Here is a 17,598-nt window from a genome sequence, read left to right as displayed (position 1 = left end):
GCCCCAGCCGCTGCTCTGCTCATCCGCCATACACATGTGTCGCCGCGTTAACCAGGCACACACCTACATCTTGGATGGATTCCCATGAGACGACGACTTCTGACTGCCCTCACGGCCGGTGTGCCGCTGGCTGTGGCGGTGTACCTCCCGACCGCATCGGCGGAATCCCGGAACTCCGCCTCCACACACGTCAGTTGCGACACGCTGTCGGTGAGGGCTCCGGCCGGCACCAAGGTGGAGTCCGTGACGGCGGTGCGCCAGGAGGGCGGCACCGTCCAGGGCACCGGGGTCCTGCAGGGCACGGTCACCGGCGTCCCGGCCTTCTGCGAGGTCACGGTCACCCTCACCCACCCGGGCGACGGCGACCACGCCAAGGTGCAGACCTGGCTGCCCGTCAGCGGCTGGAACGGCCGCTTCCAGGGACTCGGCGGCGCCGCCTACCTCGCCGGGGACAACAATGTCGGTCTGGCCACCGCTGTCAAGAACGGCTACGCGGCTACCACCACGGACGCCGGTGTCGGCGACGCCCTCGACACCAGCTGGGCGCTGAACAGCAACAGGCAGGTCAACACCGCCCTGCTGAAGAACTTCGCCTCCCGCTCCCAGCATGAGGCGGCGGTCGTCGGCAAGGAAGTCGTCGACGCGGTCTACGGCAGGCGCGCCGCCTACTCGTACTTCACCGGCTGCTCCACCGGCGGACGCCAGGGCTACATGGAGGCCCAGCGCTACCCGACCGACTACGACGGCATCCTCGCCGACGCGCCCGCGATCAACTGGGACGAGTTCGAGGTGGCCACGCTGTGGCCGCAGGTGGTCATGAACAACGAGAAGACCTACCCGACCCCCTGCGAGTTCAAGGCATTCACCGACGCCGCCGTCAAGGCCTGCGACTCGCTCGACGGCGTCAAGGACGGCCTCGTCGGCGATGCGGCCCGCTGCGACTTCGACCCGCGCCGGCTGATCGGCACCAAGGTCGTGTGCAACGGCGAGGAGCTGACCATCACGGCGGCCGAGGCGGCCGTGGTGCGCATGATCTGGGACGGTCCGCGCACGCCGTCGGGCGGGAAGCTGTGGTCCGGCGTCCCGATCGGGGCGAACCTGGCGGCTCTGGCGGGTGTTTTCGATCCCGGCGCCAACGGGAACGTCGAGGGAGCGCCGTTCCAGGTGCCCGCCGACTGGGTCAGGCTGTGGGTGGCGAAGGATCCGTCCCTCGACCTCTCGAAGATCACTTACAGCCGGTTCGCGCAGCTGTTCAAGCAATCCGAGACCGAGTACGACAAGGTCATCGGCACGGACGACCCCGACCTGTCCGCCTTCCGCAACTCCGGCGGCAAGCTGCTGACCTGGCACGGCCAGGCCGACGAGTACATCCCCACCCAGGGCACCGTGCAGTACCGCAGGCAGGTCGAGCGGGAGATGGGCGACTCAAAGAGGGTCGACGACTTCTACCGTCTCTTCCTCGCCCCGAACACCGCCCACTGCGGCCTCAACGGCCTTGACGGCTCGGCCGACGGCCTCGCCGCGCTGACCACCTGGGTCGAGCACGGCAAGGCGCCCAGGACGCTGCCCGCCACCCTGATCAACGCCGACGGTCGGACGGTCACGCGTGAGCTGTGCAGCTACCCGTCGGCGTCCCGGTACAAGGGCCACGGCGACCCGGCCGACGCCTCCAGCTTCCGCTGCGTCTCCCCCTCCCGGCCCTGACCGCCCGACCGCCGACGATTCACCGACCTGAGAAAGGCGAACCATCATGAGCACTCAGACAGCGACGCCTTCGAGCCCGGCGATGACGGGCGAGCGCTCCTCCCTGCTGAGGCTGTACCTGGGCCGCGGCGTCCTTGCCGTGGCGTGGGCCCTGGCGTTCGCCGGAGCCCATGAACACGTCGACGCCGTGGCGATCACGCTTCTCGTCGTCTATCCGCTGATCGACGCGGTGTCCTCGCTGATCGACTACCGAGCCGTTCCCGACGGTAGCGAGCGCCGGGTCACCGTGCTCAACGGGGCCCTGAGCGCGCTGGCCGCCATCGCGGTCGGCCTCGCCGGCGCGGGCGGCGAGGCCCCGGTGCTCCGTGTGTTCGGTGCCTGGGCCGTCATCTCCGGTGCCGCCCAGGTGATCGTCGGACTGCGACGGCGTGGCCCCGCGCTGGGCAAGCAGTGGCCGACCCTGATCTCGGGCGGGCTGTCGGTCGTCGTCGGCATCTCCTACAACATCCAGGCCGCGGGCGACAATCCCTCACTCGACGTGCTGTCGGTGTACGCCACCGGCGGCGGGGTGTGGTTCATCCTCCAGGCCCTGCTGCTGGGCTGGAAATCCCGGCAGTTGCGCAGCCGGACCATCTGACCGCAGCACCACCTTCCGGTGCCGTCCCGGCCCGCGCCCCGAGGCGCGGGCCGGGACTTTCGTGTCGTACGGGCGGAACGTGGACCGGCACGCGACGCGGTAGCGCACCCGAGGGGACCCGCATCGCGCATGATGCCGGAGTTGATCCCGTCCAACGAGTGCATCGGTACGGCGAGTTCAACTCGCGGGGACGTGGTGTGACGTCGATCAGGTCGTCCGCCGCACTCGCGGCTTGCCGCACAGCGTGGTCGTCGGGCGCCCGTGGCGGCATACGTGTGCCCGTGGAACATCCGTCGGGCCACGACAGCAACCCTGTGCGTCACCACTTTGGCGGGTGACGCAATGCGGGGCAAGGGCCGCCCCGCCCGGCCGGACTGGCGGTCATTCGGACGGCGCTGCCGGTTCGTCGAGCAGTTCCCTGAGGAACCCGTCCCAGTTCAGGCCGTCCATCTCCGCCTCGGCCGAGACGATCCGGTAGGTGGCGTCGAGCCACTCGGTCAGTGGCGCGGTGGGCAGCTCGAACAGGGCCTCGACCTCCTCGGACTCCAGAAGCAGCCACGACGAGGGCCGCTCTCCGGGGAGGGTCGGCCACATCCGCACAGCGCCGCACCCGCTCATCGACGTCACCCCGCGGTGCAGGAGTTCACGGCCGATGTGCCAGATGAGACTGGGCCCGCGTTCCGCCAGGAACTGGACCGTGATCACCGCGGGCATGCCGGGGTCGAAGCGGAACTTCGCCCGCATCGGCAGCCGGGTGAATTCGTCGAGCATCTGGTCGAGGTCCAGCAACAGTGACGGCACGAGCTCGGGCGCCGAACGCGGCCGCAGTGGTGACTGATCACGGTGCATGACAGGAGTTCCCCTCCGTGGGACGAGGTCTGCGTCCACCACTCTTCGCAAGGGGGCGGGACCCGCACATCGGTCAGTTGACGGTCGAAGGGCAGGCTCCGAACGCGGCAGTCTACGGAACTCCCGCGCCAGTGCCTGGCATCCGTGCGGCTCGCGGCCGCACAGAGGGACGCCGGGACATGTCCTACGGACTGCGAGGGACGTGACGTAAGTCAATTGTCTGCCGGTGCCGGTGCCGGTGCCGGTGCCAGTGCCGAAGGTGTCGGGCGGCCGGAGAGGTGCAGGGGGCACACCTCACGGCCGGTATGGGGACAGCCCCGCAGTTCCCGCGGTGCCGGCCGTTCCGGTTTCGGGGAGCGGACGGCTCTCTCGTGACGGGCGTGGACGCGACTGCTGCACGTCTCGGCACCGAGGGGGAGCTCTGCGTGGGGGTGGAGGGGTGAGTGGACGAGCAGGCTCCCGTGAGCGCTATGAGAGCACTCGATCCCAGGAGTCGGAAAAGTATGTGCGGCGTCGAACATGTCAAGATGCCCGTGCATTTTCCCGAAACTATGGTTCACCCCTGGACACGTCTGCCCCCAGGTGTCTTGCGTCGGCCTCCGGCCGGATGTGGCCGCGCCCGGTCGCCGGCCACCCGCGCGGCGGTGATGCCACGCGGATGCCACCAGGAGCAGGTCATGGCGACGATGACCGGTGCCCGTTCAGCCGGTCGTCAACCGTCGTGATATCGGATATCGGACTTGGGGATGCCCACGAGCCCCACGACGCGGTCGTCGACCTGTTTCAGGGCCGGGACAGGCAGTCGCCCCACAATGCGGCAAGCGCTGCCGGGATCTCCGAAACGGCCGCGCAGCCTCGCGGACTGCGCGGGAACCCGTCGCTGGACGCATAGGTCCAATCGCCGTCTGGGGCTTTGGTGAAGTACTTCTCGGCGGCCCCGTCATCCTGCAACTGCACCATCTCGTTCTCCGCGGCACCGGCCGTCGGCGTGAAGGACGCTCCCGCGTAGAAGACGTTGCCGCACGCACCGTAGTAGAACCTGCCCTTGACAGGGGCGATGTGCACCAGTCCGGGCTGCGACCGTCGGTACGCCGCCGTCACCGCGTCCTTGACCTGGTCCGGTACCACCAGGGAACGGCATGACGAAGACGGCGGCCGCACGGGCGCGGTCGCCGGGTCCGGTGTCGCGCTGGGAGTCTTCGGGGCCGTTGCGGGTGGGGACGTGGGCGCGTTCTGCGTGGCCGGGCTTACGACCGCCTCGGGCGGGGAGGCCTGGCGGGAGGTGCCGGCGACGGCGAAGGCACCGCCCCCGACGGCGGCGACCAGGGCAACGGTCAGTGCGGCGGTGGTGGCCCGGTGGCGCCGCCGCAGTGCGTCGCCGCGGGCCCGGACGGCTGCGGCGGGCCGGGGACTGGTCCCCCGGGCAAGCTCCTCCGAGCCGTCTTTGAGGATGGCCTCGAAGTCTTCAGTCATGGTGGTGCACCTCCTGGTCGGTGGAGCCGGGCACGTCGGCCTCGACTGCGGAAGCGATGCCGGGCCCGGCGACTGCCAGCCGCAAGCCCGCCGGACGCGCGGCTGCGGACGTGCGGTCGCCCACGCCGTCGGACAGATGCGGCGCCATCGCCTGGCGTCCACGCGCGAGCCGGGCCTTGACCGTGCCCGGCGCCGCGCCGGTTTCACGGGCTGTCTCCTCGACGGACAAGCCGACCAGGTGATGCAGCACGATCGCCCGCCGCTGCTCATAGGGGATGCGCCGCAACGCCGCGACGATCGCCACGTAGTCGGGGCTGACATCGGGAACCTCGGCGTGTAGGCCGTGGCGGTGGTGGGCCGTGAGCCGGTTGACCGTCTTCCGCCAGACGCTCACCCGGATCCGGCAGGCCACCGAACGCACCCAGGCCTCAGGGTCCGCGTAGGCGGACAGCTTCTCCCAGTTCTGCCAGGCCCGGGCGAAGGCTTCCTGCACCAGGTCCTCTGCCTCGGCGAGGCTGCCTGTCATCGCGTACATCTGGCTGGTCAGCCGACGCACGGCAGAGGCGTAGAAATCGTCAAAGACGCGTGGGTCGCGCATTGCCCCCTCCACTCACGGTATCGAGGGGCGGTGCCCTCACGTCTTGCCACGCCCGAACAGAGCAGTAGGTTGCACGACAACCGCGAGGAACCGAGCTGATCGCCAGGCGCCCCGGTGACCTGAGTCGGGATACCTCGCGCCATGACGTCCGCACCGGGACGGTCAGCGCCGGAGCGCTCAGTGTCAGACTCGACGTCTCGTCGCCCGGCCGCCAGGTGGGGGCGTCGCTCTGGGCACGGCGACTCCTTCACGATGCTTCTCCACGAGTGCCGGGGGATCGTACGGGCGAGCAACCTGGCCTTCCCAGCGGTAGCCGCGTTCGACGAGGGTGGCAATCGCGGGCCGCCGCCCCGCTGAGCCCTCGCCGCACAGGGCAGGCAGCGGGAGTGCGCCACAGAATCGCGTCGTACCCTGCCCCGCATGGGTTACATGCGTTCGGGTGGGGCCCGGTCCACGCGGCGGCGGCCGTCAGCCACGTCGTCGGGAGCGACGGCCGTACAGGCGTTGAAGTTTCTCGGCATCAGCGCGCTGTCCGGAGTCGTGCTGGCCGGTGTCGCACTGCCGGCCACCGGCGCGATCGGCCTGTCCGCGAAGGGCGCCGCGACCGGTTTCGCCGACCTGCCGGGCGACCTCAAGCGTCCGCCGCTGAGCCAGGCTTCACACATCCTGGACGCCGACGGCGACCTCATCGCTACGGTCTACTCCCGCGACCGCACCGTGGTCCCGCTCAGCCAGGTCAGCCCGGTCATGCAGAAGGCCATCGTCGCCATCGAGGACGCCCGCTTCTGGCAGCACGGCCCCATCGACCCCAAAGGCGTGATCCGCGCGGTCGTCAGGGACACGCAGGCCGGCAGCGCCGAGCAGGGCGCCTCCACGCTGACCCAGCAGTACGTGAAGAACGTCCTCGTCGAAGAGGCGGGTGACGACCCGAACGCCGTGGCCCAGGCCACCTCGCCCACCCTCGGCCGCAAGATCCAGGAACTCAAGTACGCGATCCGGGTCGAGAAGGAACTCGGTAAGAAAAAGATCCTGCAGAACTACCTCAACATCGTGCCCTTCGGTGAGCAGTCATTCGGTATCGAGGCCGCCTCCGAGCGCTACTTCAGCACACACGCCAAGGACCTCACGCTGCCGCAGGCCGCTCTCCTGGCCGGCGTCGTGAACGGGACCACGCTGTACGACCCCATCCAGCACCCCCGGGCCGCCCGCGCCCGTCGCGACACGGTCCTGCAGCGCATGGCCGACGTGCACGACATCACCCAGGTGCAGGCCGACAGCGCCGAGCGGCAGCCCCTCGGACTGAAGCCCACCGCCCCCAGGAACGGCTGCATCACCGCCGTGCGCGGCGCCGCCTTCTTCTGCGACTACGTCCGCGAGGTCTTCCTGAACAGCCCCGTCTTCGGCAAGACCGCACAAGACAGAGCCCGGCGCTGGAACACCGGCGGACTGACCATCAAGACCACCCTGGACCCGAAGGACCAGGACGCCGTCCAGGCCTCCATCACCCAGCACGTCTACAAGACCGACCCCGTCGCCACCGCCGTCACCCTCGTCCAGCCCGGCACCGGCAAGATCCTCGCGATGGGCCAGTCGCGTCCGTACGGCTTCGGAACGGACGAGACGCAGATCAACCTCAGCGTCGACCACGACATGGGCGGCGGAACCGGCTTCCAGTCGGGTTCGACGTTCAAACCGATCACCGCTGCGGCGGCGATCGACGGCGGTACCGACCCCGACACCGTACTGCCGGCCCCGTATTCGATGGACTATCCGAGTCCGGTCAGCACCTGCGGCAAACCGTGGGTGCGCAATCCCACCGACCCACCGCTGTCGAACGAGGACAGGTCGGAAGTCGGCCCGATGAACATGAGCAAGGCGATGGCGCTGTCGGTCAACACCTACTTCGTCCAGCTCATCGGCGACATCGGTATCTGCCCAGTGGTCCAGATGGAGCAGAAGCTCGGTGTGCACCAGGCGAACGGCGCCCCGCTTCAGCAGCTGCCCTCCATCACGCTGGGCACCCAACTGGTGAGCCCGCTGACCATGGCCTCCGCCTACGCCGCCTTCGCCGACAACGGCGTCTACTGCACGCCGACGGCCATCGAATCGATCACCGACGCGAGCGGCAAGTCGCTGCCGGTACCCCAGACCTCATGCGGCCAAGCGATGTCCCCGAAGACCGCCGCGACCATCAACACGCTCCTCAAAGGCGTGGTCGAGGACGGTACCGGGCAGCAGGCAGGCCTGAAGGACCGCGACAGCGCGGGCAAGACCGGTACGACCGACAGCCGTTATGCCGCGTGGTTCGTCGGCTACACCTCGAACCTGGCCGGCGCGGTCTGGGTCGGCGGCCCGTCCCACAACGTCCCGATGACGAACATCACCATCGGCGGCGTGTTCCACAAGGAGGTCTTCGGCGCCGACACCCCCGGCCCGATCTGGCGCGACGCCATGACCGGCGCTCTCGCCGGCACGGTCTCGCCCCCGCTGCCCACCGTCCGACTCGCTGCGGACAAGCCGCGGACTCCCAAGCCCGGCGCCTCCACCACCCCCGGCGGCAGCGGCAACACCCCCGAACCCCGTACGAGCCTGCGCCCTCCCCGGCTTCACGGCCCGAACGGCGGAAAGCGGAGGTAGCGGAGGCAGCCGCCGGCGCTCACCGAACGGCGACCCGCGGTCTCGGAGCCCCCGAGGGGGCGGGGGTCGTGGGAGGACACGGGTGCGGCCGGGGCCCGGACGCGGCCCCGGCTCGACTGGGCGAAGCATCGGTGGGCGGTGGGCCTCGCCGGCACCGGCACCGGCCCCGGGACCCACGTCCGCATCGCGACCGTCCTACTGTCCTGCCTCGGTCTCGAAGTGCAGGGAGATCGACTGCAGAACGTCCGCAGCAGAGACGTCGGTGCGCCCGCCGTCGTGGATCTCGGCGAGCTGGACGAAGGCGAGCGCGAACGCCGATGCGATCTGCACGATGGCCGGCCCCAGCTGCTCGCTCACGGCGGTCGCCACCTCGTGGGCGCTCGCATCGGCGCGCAGCTCGATGCGCGGCAGCATCTCCTCGAGCAACGCGGAGACCGTTTCACTCTGTGTGACGTCACCGTCGCGGTTCTCGCGGGCTTGCCGTCGCATCTCCAGCGCCTCGGTCAGGATGCCGACGACCCGCTGCATGATTTCTCGCTGCTCCATGCGGGCACGGTACGCCGCAAACTCGTCAGAAGGTGCTCACCCAGGCCCTGGATGTTCGTCCTGAGCGCTTCCGGGCGGCCGAGGCGACGTGGATCACGGCCTCGTGGGCTCGCCGGCCCCAGCCGTCGGCCCGGTGGGCGGTGAGGCGGCGCAGTTCCGCCGTGTCGGTACCGGCCTCCCGGCCGTTGACCGGCCGGGGCTCCGCATATGGCGTGCCCTTCAGCCGGACGCGGAGCTCAGCCGGCGCGGCCTCACTGACCGCGATCACGGGCGCGCCGCTCGGCACGGGGCTCTCCTTGCTGTGGATCCGCGGCCGTCGACGGCGTGTCGTGCGAGGCCGGAAGCTCCCGCCCCAGGCGTGCGAGGGGGGACAAGGCCATGACCGCCGGGGACGACAGCATGCCCGCAGCCGTCAGCAGGAGGCTGGTGCGCAGCCCCCACTTCTCCGCGAGAAACCCGCCGGCCAGGGAACCGAGCGGGGTCAGTCCCATGCCGACGAACGTGATGGTCGCGGCCGCGCGGCCTTGCATCCCGTCCGGAGTGACGGCCTGCCGGACGGCCATGACCGTGACGTTCACCAACTGGCCGCCGAACCCGAACACAAGGCCGACCGCAAGGAGCGCGGGAACCGTCACCGCAGGGGAGCCGCGCAGGGCGGGCACACACAGGAACACGCCGTCGCCGAGTGCCGCCGCGCAGACGAGCACCGCGCCGTAGCCGAACCGGCTCGGCAGGCGGGCGGCCAGCAGCGAACCCAGGAGCGCGCCCGGTCCCGCCGCCGTGAGCGTCAGCCCGACGACGGCGCCCGTCAGGTGCAGTTCCCGCGGCAGGAAGAGCAGATAGACGGTCATCATGGCCGCGAAGGAGAACTGGAATGCGGCCGAGGCCAGGCACACGGTCCGAAGCGCGGTGTCGCCGGCGACGAAACGGACGCCCTCATGAATCCGCTGCCAGACTCGAGTGGGGTGTTCCGGGCGCTCCGGGATCGATTCCGCCCGGCGGATCCGCCGGATCGTCAGGAATGACAGTGCGAAGAACAGCGCGCTTGAGGCGGCAGCCATCGGCGCCGACAACAGCGACACCAACGCACCGCCGAGAGCGGGACCGCCGATCTGCGCCGCGGACCGGCTGCCCTCGAGCGCGCTGTTGCCTCGCACCAGTTGGTCGCGTTCCACCAGCCGTACGAGAGACGCCTGGTACGCCACGTCGAAGAACACGGACAGGGACCCGACGGCGAAGGCGAGCAGGAGCAGGTCGGGCAGGCCGAGTCGGCCGAAGAATGCGGCCATGGCGGCGGCGCCCAGGGCCAGGGCCCGGCCGACGTCCGCGAGAACCATCGTCGTGCGGGTCCGCCATCTGTCCACCCACGCGCCGACGGGGAGCGAGAGCAACAGGATCGGCGCCTGCCCCACCGCGCGAAGGACGCCCAACTGGGCGGAACCGGCGTGGAGCGTCAGGACGGCGAAGAGCGGCAGAACCACCAGACTCGCGTGCTCACCGAGTTGGGAGGCCGTCTGACCCATCCAGAGTCTGCGGAAGTCGACGTCCCGCCACAGGCTTGACGGAACCGGGCGACCGGAATCGGATTCAGCGGAGGAAGCGGACGGCACGTGATTCCCTTGCGTTGCCGACAACGAGGCCCGCCACCGAGCACATGAAGGGTGCACCGACGGTTCAGGCAGAGGAAGGCTCGCTGTGCCGCGACATCAAGGGCAGCACGCGATGACAGGCCGGTCACGGCCTACAACGTCAACGCGCGCTCGGGAAACCGACCATGTCTCAGCTCCTCGTGGGTGACCCGCTACGCCCAAACCCTAGCCGCCGGCGGCCCGGCGTGAAAGGTGCCCACTGGTCGTTCAAGGGGAGATCAGCGCGACTCACGAAGATTCTCTCACCGCAAAACCTCAGTACTAGTCTGTGCCCTTGAACGGCTTGAACGGCTTGAACGGCTTGAACGGCTTGAACGGCTTGAACGGCTTGAACGGCTTGAACGGCTTGAACGGCTTGAACGGCTTGAACGGCTTGAACGGCTTGAACGGCTTGAACGGCTTGAACGGCTTGAACGGCTTGAACGGCTTGAACGGCTTTTCGCGGCGCGGGCAATGGAAGGGTTACCGGTGATGTCGCTGAACCCCGGGGGATCGGAGCCCATTGGGTCGATAGGCGGCTATGCGCTGGTCGACCGGCTCGGTAGTGGTGGCATGGGCGTTGTCTATCTGGGCCGCTCGGCCTCGGGACGGCAGGTCGCGGTCAAGGTCGTGCACGCGCAGTACGCGCAGGACGAGGAGTTCCGCACCCGGTTCCGGCAGGAGGTCGCGGCGGTCCGCCGGGTGAGCGGGGCGTTCACGGCGCCGGTGGTGGACGCCGATCCGGACGCCGAACAGCCGTGGATGGCGACGCTGTTCGTGCCGGGCCGCACGCTGGCCCAAGCGATCGCCGAGGAAGGTCCCTTGGGCGGGCGTGAGGTGCGCACGCTGGCACTGGGTCTTGTCGAGGCGCTGCGGGACATCCACCGGGCGGGTGTGGTGCACCGGGACCTGAAGCCGAGCAATGTCCTGATGGCCGAGGACGGACCCCGTGTCATCGACTTCGGCATCTCGCACGCTGCGGACAACCAGGCCCTCACGGTGACCGGGAGGCTGATCGGGACCCCGCCCTTCATGTCTCCCGAGCAGTTCAGCGCGCCGCGGGACGTCACGGCGGCCTCGGACGTGTTCTCGCTGGGGTCGCTGCTGGTGTACGCGGCCACCGGCAACCGTCCCTTCGACGGCGGCAGCCCCTATCTGACGGGCTACCAGGTGATGTACGAGGCCCCGGTCCTGGACGGCGTCGCGGAACCGCTCCGCAGCATCGCCGAACGCTGCCTGGACAAGGATCCGGCGGCTCGGCCCGAAGTCGACGAACTGCACCGCATGCTCCGGACGCTGCCGGATTCCGCCACACCGGCGCGCACCGCACCGAGCGCGCCGAAGACGGCCGGCTCATTGGCATCCTCCAGTCAGGTTCCCATGACGCATCCGCTTCCACGAGTCGCGGCCACCGCCGGGGAGAAGGGGGCAACCGATAGCGCTCGAGCCGGTCACGGGCGTCGGCGGCGGCGTATCCTCATCGGCCTCGTTGCGGCCGTGGCCGTCACCGGGCTGAGCATCACGGCGGTGAGAATCGGCGCGCACCGGAACAACACTTCCCAGTCGTCCAACGTGTCCGCGTCCGCACCGGCGTCCGCGCCTGCCGGCACGGTGGCGCTGCCGCCGAAGCACGTGCGATGGGACTACCAGATCGGCGGCGCCTACACCCTGCCGACCGGTGTGCAGGTGGTCAGTCGCAGCCACGAGGACACGCCCGCGGCCGGTGCGTACAACATCTGCAACGTCAACGCCTTCCAGGTACAGAACGGTGCGGAGGGTGACTGGGACTCCGACCTGCTGCTGCGCGACGCCAAAGGGTCTGTCGTCCACGACAAGAGCTGGGACGAGGCGGTCCTGGACATCCGCACGGAGGTCAAGCGGCAGCGCATCGCTGCCAAGGTGAACGCCTGGATCGACGAGTGCGCGGCCAAGGGGTACAAGGCCGTCGAGCCCGACAACTACGACACCTTCACCCGCTTCCCGGACTACCTCACGGCCGACCAGGCCGAGGCACTGATGAAGTTGCTGTCAGTGCACGCTCACCAGAGGGGTCTGGCCATCGCCCAGAAGAACACCGTGGAGCTCGTCTCCGACCGTGCGTCCGTGGGCCTGGACTTCGCCGTCGTGGAGGAGTGCGGCCAGTGGAACGAGTGCGACCGGTTCGCCGAGGCATTCGACAACAACGTGCTCGTGGTCGAGTACACGGCGAAGGGCCTGTCAAAAGCGTGCTCCGGCTGGAGCAGCACCCTGAGCATCGTCCGCCGCGATCGGGATGTCGTGCCCAAGGGCGCAAGAGGCTACCTCCGCCAGACCTGCTGACGCCACGCCCGGCGAGCGGGCGGGTGTCGACCGCCCTCGCGGCTCAAGGAGGGAGACATCCGGCGGTTGCCGGGCCGCGTGGTGGGCGGGGCGTTGGGTCCCCACGCGGCAGAGCACTCATGGCACCCGTGCCGCCGGCCCGGTGTTCAACCGATCAGGCCGAGTTGCCGGAGGTGCGCGACGTCGTCGCGGACGCCCCAGTGCTCGATCACCTTGCCCTCGGCGTCGAAGCGCATCCAGTGGATCTGCCGAAACCGGAAGGAGCGCCCCGACGCCTCGTGGCCCATGAACGGCCCGTGATGGGTTCCCCGGTACCAGTTGCGCATGACGACGACGTCGCCGGTGGCGACCATGTCCTCGATCTCGACGCGGGCGTCGGGGAAGGCGGTACGCAGCATGCGGATCAGCCCGCGCACGGGCTCGATGCCCGTGCGATGCTCTTCCGGCGCGGTGTGGTTGACGATGTCCGGGGCGAAGATCTCGTCGAGGACATCGAGTCTGCCCTGATCGAAGCCTTCTTCGTAGATCCGCCGCATGTTCTTCATGTTCCGCTCGGTGGCCTCGGTGACCTGCGCGGATTCGCTCGCTGTGTTCATGACTTCGAAACTAGTGAGAGGCGTGGGCGGCGCCTATCCCACAAATGTGGGGGGCGTCCGCAGGTGCGCGCTTGCCGGGCCGATCAGCCGGAACCGCGGCACGTGTCCATCGCTCGGTGTCGAGGCTGGGCCGGCTGATCGTCCACGGCCGGATCGGAGGGTCGGGTGAGAAGCGGACCTTCGGCTCGGCGCGACTTCGCGTCGGCGGAGACGGGCAGCGATGACCGAGGGTTCCTCGTTCGTGGCTACGGTGGACCGTGTACGAGAAGAAGCCCCTGCCTAGGCTTTGCGGGCGAGTAGTTGAACCTCCTGGAACTGCCGTCGGTCGGTGGGCTGAGGCTCGCGAGTCATCCGGGCCACCTCGACCAACCCGGCCTTGCGCAGCAGCGCGGAGAGGTGATCAGGCCACCACCGATAGGCCGGCGCGACCGTGTGATCGAAGACCTGTGTCGGGTGAGAGGGATCTTCGCTTGCCGAGAAGCCGATCAGAAGGTGGCCGCCGGGTGCCAGAACACGGTGGAACTCCGCCAAGATGACGGGAACTTGTTGCGGCGGAGTATGAATGACGGACCAACGCGAGAGTACGCCGCCCAGCACGCCGTCGGCGATGTCCAACGCGGCCATCGAGCCCACGTCGAACCGCAGGCCCGGGTAGTCCTGCCGAGCCAACTTGATCATCGCGGGAGAGGCATCGACGCCGAACGCCGCCAGCCCCAACTCGTCCAGGTATGCGGTGACATGGCCCGGCCCGCACCCCAGGTCCGCGACGTGACCGTTTCCACTCGCACCTACGACCTCGGCGAAGGCGTTCAAGATCGCGCGGTCCAGGGGCCTGTCACGCAGAGTGTCGCGGAAGAGCTGGGCATACGTGGGGGCAGCAGCGTCGTAGGCCTCGCGGGTGGCGCTCAGGGCATCAAGTTCGACCATGCTCGCGACAGTAGTTCCTGGCGCTGGGGCGAGCCGGGAGAACCACGATCTCCCCTCCCGCCTGTTCGCCCGGCGCTGTCGCTGGGGGCATGTCATGCGGCCCACGGCGGCGCCATCCCCAGATGAAGGGGGTACCGCCCGCCACGGCCGTTAGGGCATGCTCGGCCGCATGGACCTCTCCGCGCGCATCCGCGAGCTCGCCGGCTCCGAACTGGATCTCACCCAGGTAAGGAACGGGCTCGACCGGCTGCTGCGCAGGACGATCGGCTACGACCTCGCCGCCATTTCCACCGTCGACCCGTCGACTCTGCTGTGGACGAGTTGTTTTGTAAGTGGCGTAGACACCGAGGGCTCCACCGAGAGGGAGAGCGTGATCTTCGAGGGAGAGTTCCGCGGGACCGACGTCAACAGTTACGCGCGCCTGGCCAACGCGCCCGTTCCCGTCGCGGGCCTCCATGCCGCGACCGGCGGCGACATCACCGTGGCCGAGCGCTACGAGCCCTTGCTGAGCCGCTTCGGCATCTGCGACGAAGTGCGTGTCATGCTGCGCTCCAGGACAGGCTGCTGGGGCTCGCTCACCCTGTACCGGACCCGGCCGTCGCCGCCCTTCTCAGCAGCCGACCTGGACCTCCTCGCCGGCATCGTCACCCCCGTCGCGGACCTCCTCCGCCTCACCTTGCTCCGTGCCGCGCTCGCCGCCCCGGGTGGCCTGTCCGCGCCCCCCGGTCTCCTGCTGGTGCAGCCGACCGGGGAGACCGTCACCGTGACCGACGACGCCCGTCTGTGGCTGAACACCCTGGATGACAGGGATCGGCTGCCCAGTGCGGTCCGAGCCGTGGCCGCCGCCGTCCGCACCGGCGACGGCCTGGCCCGAGCCGCCCTGCCCGGTCGTGACGGCCGGTGGGTGATGCTGCACGGCTCGGCCGCGGGCGAGCAGATCGCCGTCATCGTCGAGGGTGCTCGCCCCGCCGTGATCAGCGAAGTGATCACCCAGGCGTACGGGCTGACGCCCCGCGAGCGCGAGATCACCGAACTCGTCGCCCAGGGCCGAAGCACTCGCCAAATGGCCACGCGGTTGTCCATCTCACCCTTCACCGTCCAGGACCACCTCAAAGCCGTTTACATGAAGACAGGGGTCAACAGCCGGGGTGAGCTCGTTGCGACGCTGTACAACCGGCATTACGCGCCCCGGTCCGCCGTCGGCGCACGGCCGAGTCCCTACGGGTGGTACCTCGACGACACCGCCGACCCCCGGCAGAGCAGAAGTGAATAGGCCGGTGCCCCGGTTCGGGCGGAACAGGGGAGGACTGGGCGAGACGGCCCTCCACGAGCGGCCGGCCGAAGCGCCCTCCTTCGTCGCCTTCGAGGGCTACGGCACGGTCGCCGTCCTCGCCGATGTGCTGCGTTCGCACGGCACGGACCAGGCGCGCACCGCCGAATCCCGGCCGCGCGTCGCAGCCGAAGGCACCCGCGGGCAGATCCGGTTCTCCCGCACACCAGGTATCAGCGTTCGGCGATGGGCTCGGACGCCGGTCCAAGTCGTCGATCGAGATCCGGCGCGACCCGGTCGCTTTCGGATCCTTCACATCAGCCGAGAGGTCCGTACCGGCCCGGCCGAGGGCGAGTCCCCGCTGCGATGAGTTCCGGCCGGGTCGCGAGTCTGTTCTGGTGACCGTCGTAGAACGTCGTGCGACGCTGCCCGGCACGAGACACCACGGAGGACACCATGACGACCACGCCGGACGACCCGACCACCGCCCTGCCCGGCCGCCCGCCCGTCGTCGACCTGGCCACCTGGCAGACCGCCCGTGACGAGCTCCTGGTCCGCGAGAAGGCCCACACCCGCGAAGGCGACTCCATCGCCGCGGCCCGCCGTCGGCTGCCCATGGTGGAGCTCGACGGGACGGTGGAGGTCGTCGGACCCGACGGCCCGGTCCCGTTCCTGGACCTGTTCCAAGGCCGCGACGAGCTCGTGGTCTACAAGCACATGTGGTACGACGGCGCGCCGCACCAAGGACAGTGCGAGGGCTGCACGACCACGGCCTGGCACCTGAAGGACGCCGTCTACCTGGACGCCCGCGGCGTCTCGTTCGCCATCCTGACCACGGGCCCCTGGGACGAGGTGGCCCCCTACGTCGAGTTCATGGGCTACACCCAGCCCTGGTACTCGGTGCGCGACGTGGACGCGCCGGTCGGCGGCGACATGGGTCACCTCACCTGCTTCCTGCGCGACGGCGACCGTGTGTTCCTCACCTACTCCACGACGGGCCGTGGCAACGAGCGGGTCAACAGCTCCCTCGGCCTGCTCGACATGACTCCCTACGGCCGCGGCGAGGCGTGGGAGGACAACCCCGAGGGCCGCCCCGAGGGACGCGGCCCGTGCTGGTCTTGGCGCTCGGACGCGGACGGGAACGCCACCTGGGGCCCGACCAGCCGCCCCGTACCGCAGTGGACCCGCCCCGGTGCGACCCCCGTTCAGACCCTCGGGCGGCACGGCCACCACCACTGAGGTGCCTTCGTGGACGGCGTGGGCAAGAGGTGCCGGGTGCCGGGCAGATGCTCCGGACGGCGCGGACGGCCCCCAGTGCCGACCGTGGCCCGCGTCGCACAGGCCCGCCACGGGCCGCCGCCTTGCTCACCGAGGACGCAGCCGGCCTCTGCGTGAAGCGGACTGGCGCTCGGAGTTGCGGCCGCCCGTTCCGGCGGTACCGCCCGTGGCCGCGCCGGGTTGCGCCCGGCGGCCAGAACCGCGCCCGCCGGTTGCCGGGGTGGCACCGGACGCTCTCCTGTCGGCCGCGGCCCGGCGGTCGGAGTCCCGGCTCCCCGTCCTGGTGGCAGCACCCGTCGCGGCCTGGGCCCCGCCGCCGTTCCGGGGCTGGCGGCGGCCGGACGGCCTGCCGGGCTTGGTGCCGGTCTTCCGGTCCGGGCGGGACGCCGTCGGTGTCGCCGGCTGGGGGACCTCGATGGTGACGGGCACGCCCGAAGGCTCGCGGGCACCGGTGATGGTGGTCAGTTCCGCGTCGCTCGACGTGACGCGGGCCGTCCGGGGCCGGATGCCCGCGTCCGACATGAGCCGGGTGACGTCCCGTTTCTGGTCGGGCAGGACCAGCGTGACGACGCTGCCGGAGCCGCCGGCGCGGGCCGTGCGGCCGCCCCGGTGGAGGTAGTCCTTGTGGTCGGTGGGGGGATCGACGTTCACGACGAGGTCGAGGTCGTCGATGTGTATGCCCCGGGCCGCGACGTTCGTCGCCACCAGCGCGGTGACCTGGCCGCTCTTGAACTGTTCCAGGGTGCGGTTGCGCTGCGGCTGGGAGCGGCCCCCGTGCAGTGCCGCCGCGCGCACACCGACGGCCAGGAGCCGCTTGGCGAGCCGGTCGGCGGACCTCTTGGTGTCGAGGAAGAGGATGACCCGGCCGTCACGGGCCGCGATGCGCGTGGTGACGGCCTTCTTGTCGGTCTCGTCCTGGACGTGGAGGACGTGGTGCTCCATCGTGGTGACCGCTCCCGCGGACGGGTCCACGGAATGCACCACGGGGTCGGTCAGGAACCGCTGTACCAGGCGGTCGATGTTGCGGTCCAGGGTGGCCGAGAAGAGCATGCGCTGTCCGTCCGGCCGTACTTGCCGGATCAGCTTCGTGATCTGCGGCAGGAAGCCCATGTCGGTCATCTGGTCGGCTTCGTCCA

At 69.8% G+C, this 17,598-nt stretch carries 15 protein-coding genes and 1 pseudogene; 7 read left to right on the top strand and 9 right to left on the bottom strand.

Features of this window, described 5'->3' with window-relative positions:
- Window positions 1–84: 84 nt before the first annotated feature.
- Together C3488_RS24175 and C3488_RS24170 are read left to right on the top strand one after the other, a co-directional pair.
- The gene (locus C3488_RS24175; protein WP_103842717.1) at window positions 85–1,704 is read left to right on the top strand and encodes a tannase/feruloyl esterase family alpha/beta hydrolase; all 1,620 of its coding nucleotides are present in this window, start codon (window positions 85–87) and stop codon (window positions 1,702–1,704) included.
- Between the two features lie 46 nt (window positions 1,705–1,750).
- Window positions 1,751–2,341: a DUF308 domain-containing protein gene (locus tag C3488_RS24170; protein ID WP_103842715.1), complete on the top strand. Its 591-nt coding sequence runs from the start codon at window positions 1,751–1,753 to the stop codon at window positions 2,339–2,341.
- Between the two features lie 381 nt (window positions 2,342–2,722).
- On the opposite strand, the gene C3488_RS24165 is transcribed toward C3488_RS24170, so the two are convergent.
- From C3488_RS24165 to C3488_RS24155, 3 genes are all read right to left on the bottom strand, one after another.
- Window positions 2,723–3,190 (bottom strand): SsgA family sporulation/cell division regulator, encoded by a 468-nt coding sequence (locus C3488_RS24165; RefSeq protein WP_103842713.1) that lies wholly within the window; start codon window positions 3,188–3,190, stop codon window positions 2,723–2,725.
- A 783-nt stretch (window positions 3,191–3,973) separates the two neighbouring features.
- Window positions 3,974–4,663, bottom strand: coding sequence for a hypothetical protein (locus C3488_RS24160; protein ID WP_103842712.1), 690 nt, complete (start codon window positions 4,661–4,663; stop codon window positions 3,974–3,976).
- Window positions 4,656–5,261, bottom strand: a complete 606-nt coding sequence (locus tag C3488_RS24155; RefSeq protein WP_103842710.1) for a SigE family RNA polymerase sigma factor — start codon at window positions 5,259–5,261, stop codon at window positions 4,656–4,658. Before C3488_RS24155 ends, C3488_RS24160 begins: the two co-directional genes overlap by 8 nt.
- Before the next feature lie 420 nt (window positions 5,262–5,681).
- Here C3488_RS24155 and C3488_RS24150 point away from each other — a divergent pair, with 420 nt between their 5' ends.
- On the top strand, window positions 5,682–7,898 hold the full coding sequence (locus tag C3488_RS24150) for a transglycosylase domain-containing protein (protein ID WP_103842708.1): 2,217 nt from the start codon (window positions 5,682–5,684) through the stop codon (window positions 7,896–7,898).
- Between the two features lie 195 nt (window positions 7,899–8,093).
- On the opposite strand, the gene C3488_RS24145 is transcribed toward C3488_RS24150, so the two are convergent.
- The 3 genes from C3488_RS24145 to C3488_RS24135 are packed head-to-tail and all read right to left on the bottom strand — an operon-like array spanning window position 8,094 to window position 10,054.
- Window positions 8,094–8,444: a hypothetical protein gene (locus C3488_RS24145; RefSeq protein ID WP_103842706.1), complete on the bottom strand. Its 351-nt coding sequence runs from the start codon at window positions 8,442–8,444 to the stop codon at window positions 8,094–8,096.
- Between the two features lie 25 nt (window positions 8,445–8,469).
- Window positions 8,470–8,730: a hypothetical protein gene (locus C3488_RS24140; protein ID WP_146067916.1), complete on the bottom strand. Its 261-nt coding sequence runs from the start codon at window positions 8,728–8,730 to the stop codon at window positions 8,470–8,472.
- The gene (locus C3488_RS24135) at window positions 8,696–10,054 is read right to left on the bottom strand and encodes an MFS transporter (RefSeq protein WP_308460689.1); all 1,359 of its coding nucleotides are present in this window, start codon (window positions 10,052–10,054) and stop codon (window positions 8,696–8,698) included. Before C3488_RS24135 ends, C3488_RS24140 begins: the two co-directional genes overlap by 35 nt.
- A gap of 510 nt (window positions 10,055–10,564) precedes the next feature.
- On the opposite strand from C3488_RS24135, the gene C3488_RS24125 reads away from it, so the two are divergent.
- Window positions 10,565–12,391: an endo alpha-1,4 polygalactosaminidase gene (locus tag C3488_RS24125; RefSeq protein WP_103842699.1), complete on the top strand. Its 1,827-nt coding sequence runs from the start codon at window positions 10,565–10,567 to the stop codon at window positions 12,389–12,391.
- A gap of 146 nt (window positions 12,392–12,537) precedes the next feature.
- Here C3488_RS24125 and C3488_RS24120 read toward each other — a convergent pair whose 3' ends face one another.
- Both C3488_RS24120 and C3488_RS24115 read right to left on the bottom strand, forming a co-directional pair.
- Window positions 12,538–12,987: an ester cyclase gene (locus C3488_RS24120; RefSeq protein WP_103842697.1), complete on the bottom strand. Its 450-nt coding sequence runs from the start codon at window positions 12,985–12,987 to the stop codon at window positions 12,538–12,540.
- A 279-nt stretch (window positions 12,988–13,266) separates the two neighbouring features.
- Complete coding sequence (locus C3488_RS24115; RefSeq protein WP_103842695.1) at window positions 13,267–13,914, bottom strand: class I SAM-dependent methyltransferase; 648 nt, start codon at window positions 13,912–13,914, stop codon at window positions 13,267–13,269.
- A 169-nt stretch (window positions 13,915–14,083) separates the two neighbouring features.
- Between C3488_RS24115 and C3488_RS24110 the strand changes: the two genes are divergently transcribed.
- The 3 genes and pseudogenes from C3488_RS24110 to C3488_RS24100 all read left to right on the top strand — a co-directional run bounded on the left by C3488_RS24110 (window position 14,084) and on the right by C3488_RS24100 (window position 16,423).
- The gene (locus C3488_RS24110; RefSeq protein WP_181139169.1) at window positions 14,084–15,187 is read left to right on the top strand and encodes a helix-turn-helix transcriptional regulator; all 1,104 of its coding nucleotides are present in this window, start codon (window positions 14,084–14,086) and stop codon (window positions 15,185–15,187) included.
- 28 nt (window positions 15,188–15,215) lie between these two features.
- Window positions 15,216–15,554: pseudogene (locus C3488_RS41765) on the top strand (hypothetical protein); the annotation flags it as partial.
- Window positions 15,555–15,640: 86 nt separating this feature from the next.
- A complete protein-coding gene (locus C3488_RS24100) occupies window positions 15,641–16,423 on the top strand; it encodes a DUF899 domain-containing protein (protein ID WP_103842691.1) in 783 nt (260 codons plus the stop codon).
- 126 nt (window positions 16,424–16,549) lie between these two features.
- On the opposite strand, the gene C3488_RS24095 is transcribed toward C3488_RS24100, so the two are convergent.
- The coding region (locus C3488_RS24095) for a DEAD/DEAH box helicase (protein WP_146067915.1) at window positions 16,550–17,598 on the bottom strand (1,049 nt) is incomplete at its 5' end.

Origin of the sequence: Streptomyces sp. Ru72 (assembly GCF_002920635.1) — a bacterium.
Classification (GTDB): Bacteria; Actinomycetota; Actinomycetes; order Streptomycetales; family Streptomycetaceae; genus Streptomyces.
This window is presented reverse-complemented; position numbering and strand designations above follow the sequence as displayed.

What these genes read in the sequence shown, in the direction of transcription:
- C3488_RS24175 (WP_103842717.1), top strand. Translation starts at nt 85, where the DNA reads ATGAGACGACGACTTCTGACTGCCCTCACGGCCGGTGTGCCGCTGGCT.
- C3488_RS24170 (WP_103842715.1), top strand. Translation starts at nt 1,751, where the DNA reads ATGAGCACTCAGACAGCGACGCCTTCGAGCCCGGCGATGACGGGCGAG.
- C3488_RS24165 (WP_103842713.1), bottom strand. Translation starts at nt 3,190, where the DNA reads ATGCACCGTGATCAGTCACCACTGCGGCCGCGTTCGGCGCCCGAGCTC.
- C3488_RS24160 (WP_103842712.1), bottom strand. Translation starts at nt 4,663, where the DNA reads ATGACTGAAGACTTCGAGGCCATCCTCAAAGACGGCTCGGAGGAGCTT.
- C3488_RS24155 (WP_103842710.1), bottom strand. Translation starts at nt 5,261, where the DNA reads ATGCGCGACCCACGCGTCTTTGACGATTTCTACGCCTCTGCCGTGCGT.
- C3488_RS24150 (WP_103842708.1), top strand. Translation starts at nt 5,682, where the DNA reads ATGGGTTACATGCGTTCGGGTGGGGCCCGGTCCACGCGGCGGCGGCCG.
- C3488_RS24145 (WP_103842706.1), bottom strand. Translation starts at nt 8,444, where the DNA reads ATGGAGCAGCGAGAAATCATGCAGCGGGTCGTCGGCATCCTGACCGAG.
- C3488_RS24125 (WP_103842699.1), top strand. Translation starts at nt 10,565, where the DNA reads ATGTCGCTGAACCCCGGGGGATCGGAGCCCATTGGGTCGATAGGCGGC.
- C3488_RS24120 (WP_103842697.1), bottom strand. Translation starts at nt 12,987, where the DNA reads ATGAACACAGCGAGCGAATCCGCGCAGGTCACCGAGGCCACCGAGCGG.
- C3488_RS24115 (WP_103842695.1), bottom strand. Translation starts at nt 13,914, where the DNA reads ATGGTCGAACTTGATGCCCTGAGCGCCACCCGCGAGGCCTACGACGCT.
- C3488_RS24110 (WP_181139169.1), top strand. Translation starts at nt 14,084, where the DNA reads ATGGACCTCTCCGCGCGCATCCGCGAGCTCGCCGGCTCCGAACTGGAT.
- C3488_RS24100 (WP_103842691.1), top strand. Translation starts at nt 15,641, where the DNA reads ATGACGACCACGCCGGACGACCCGACCACCGCCCTGCCCGGCCGCCCG.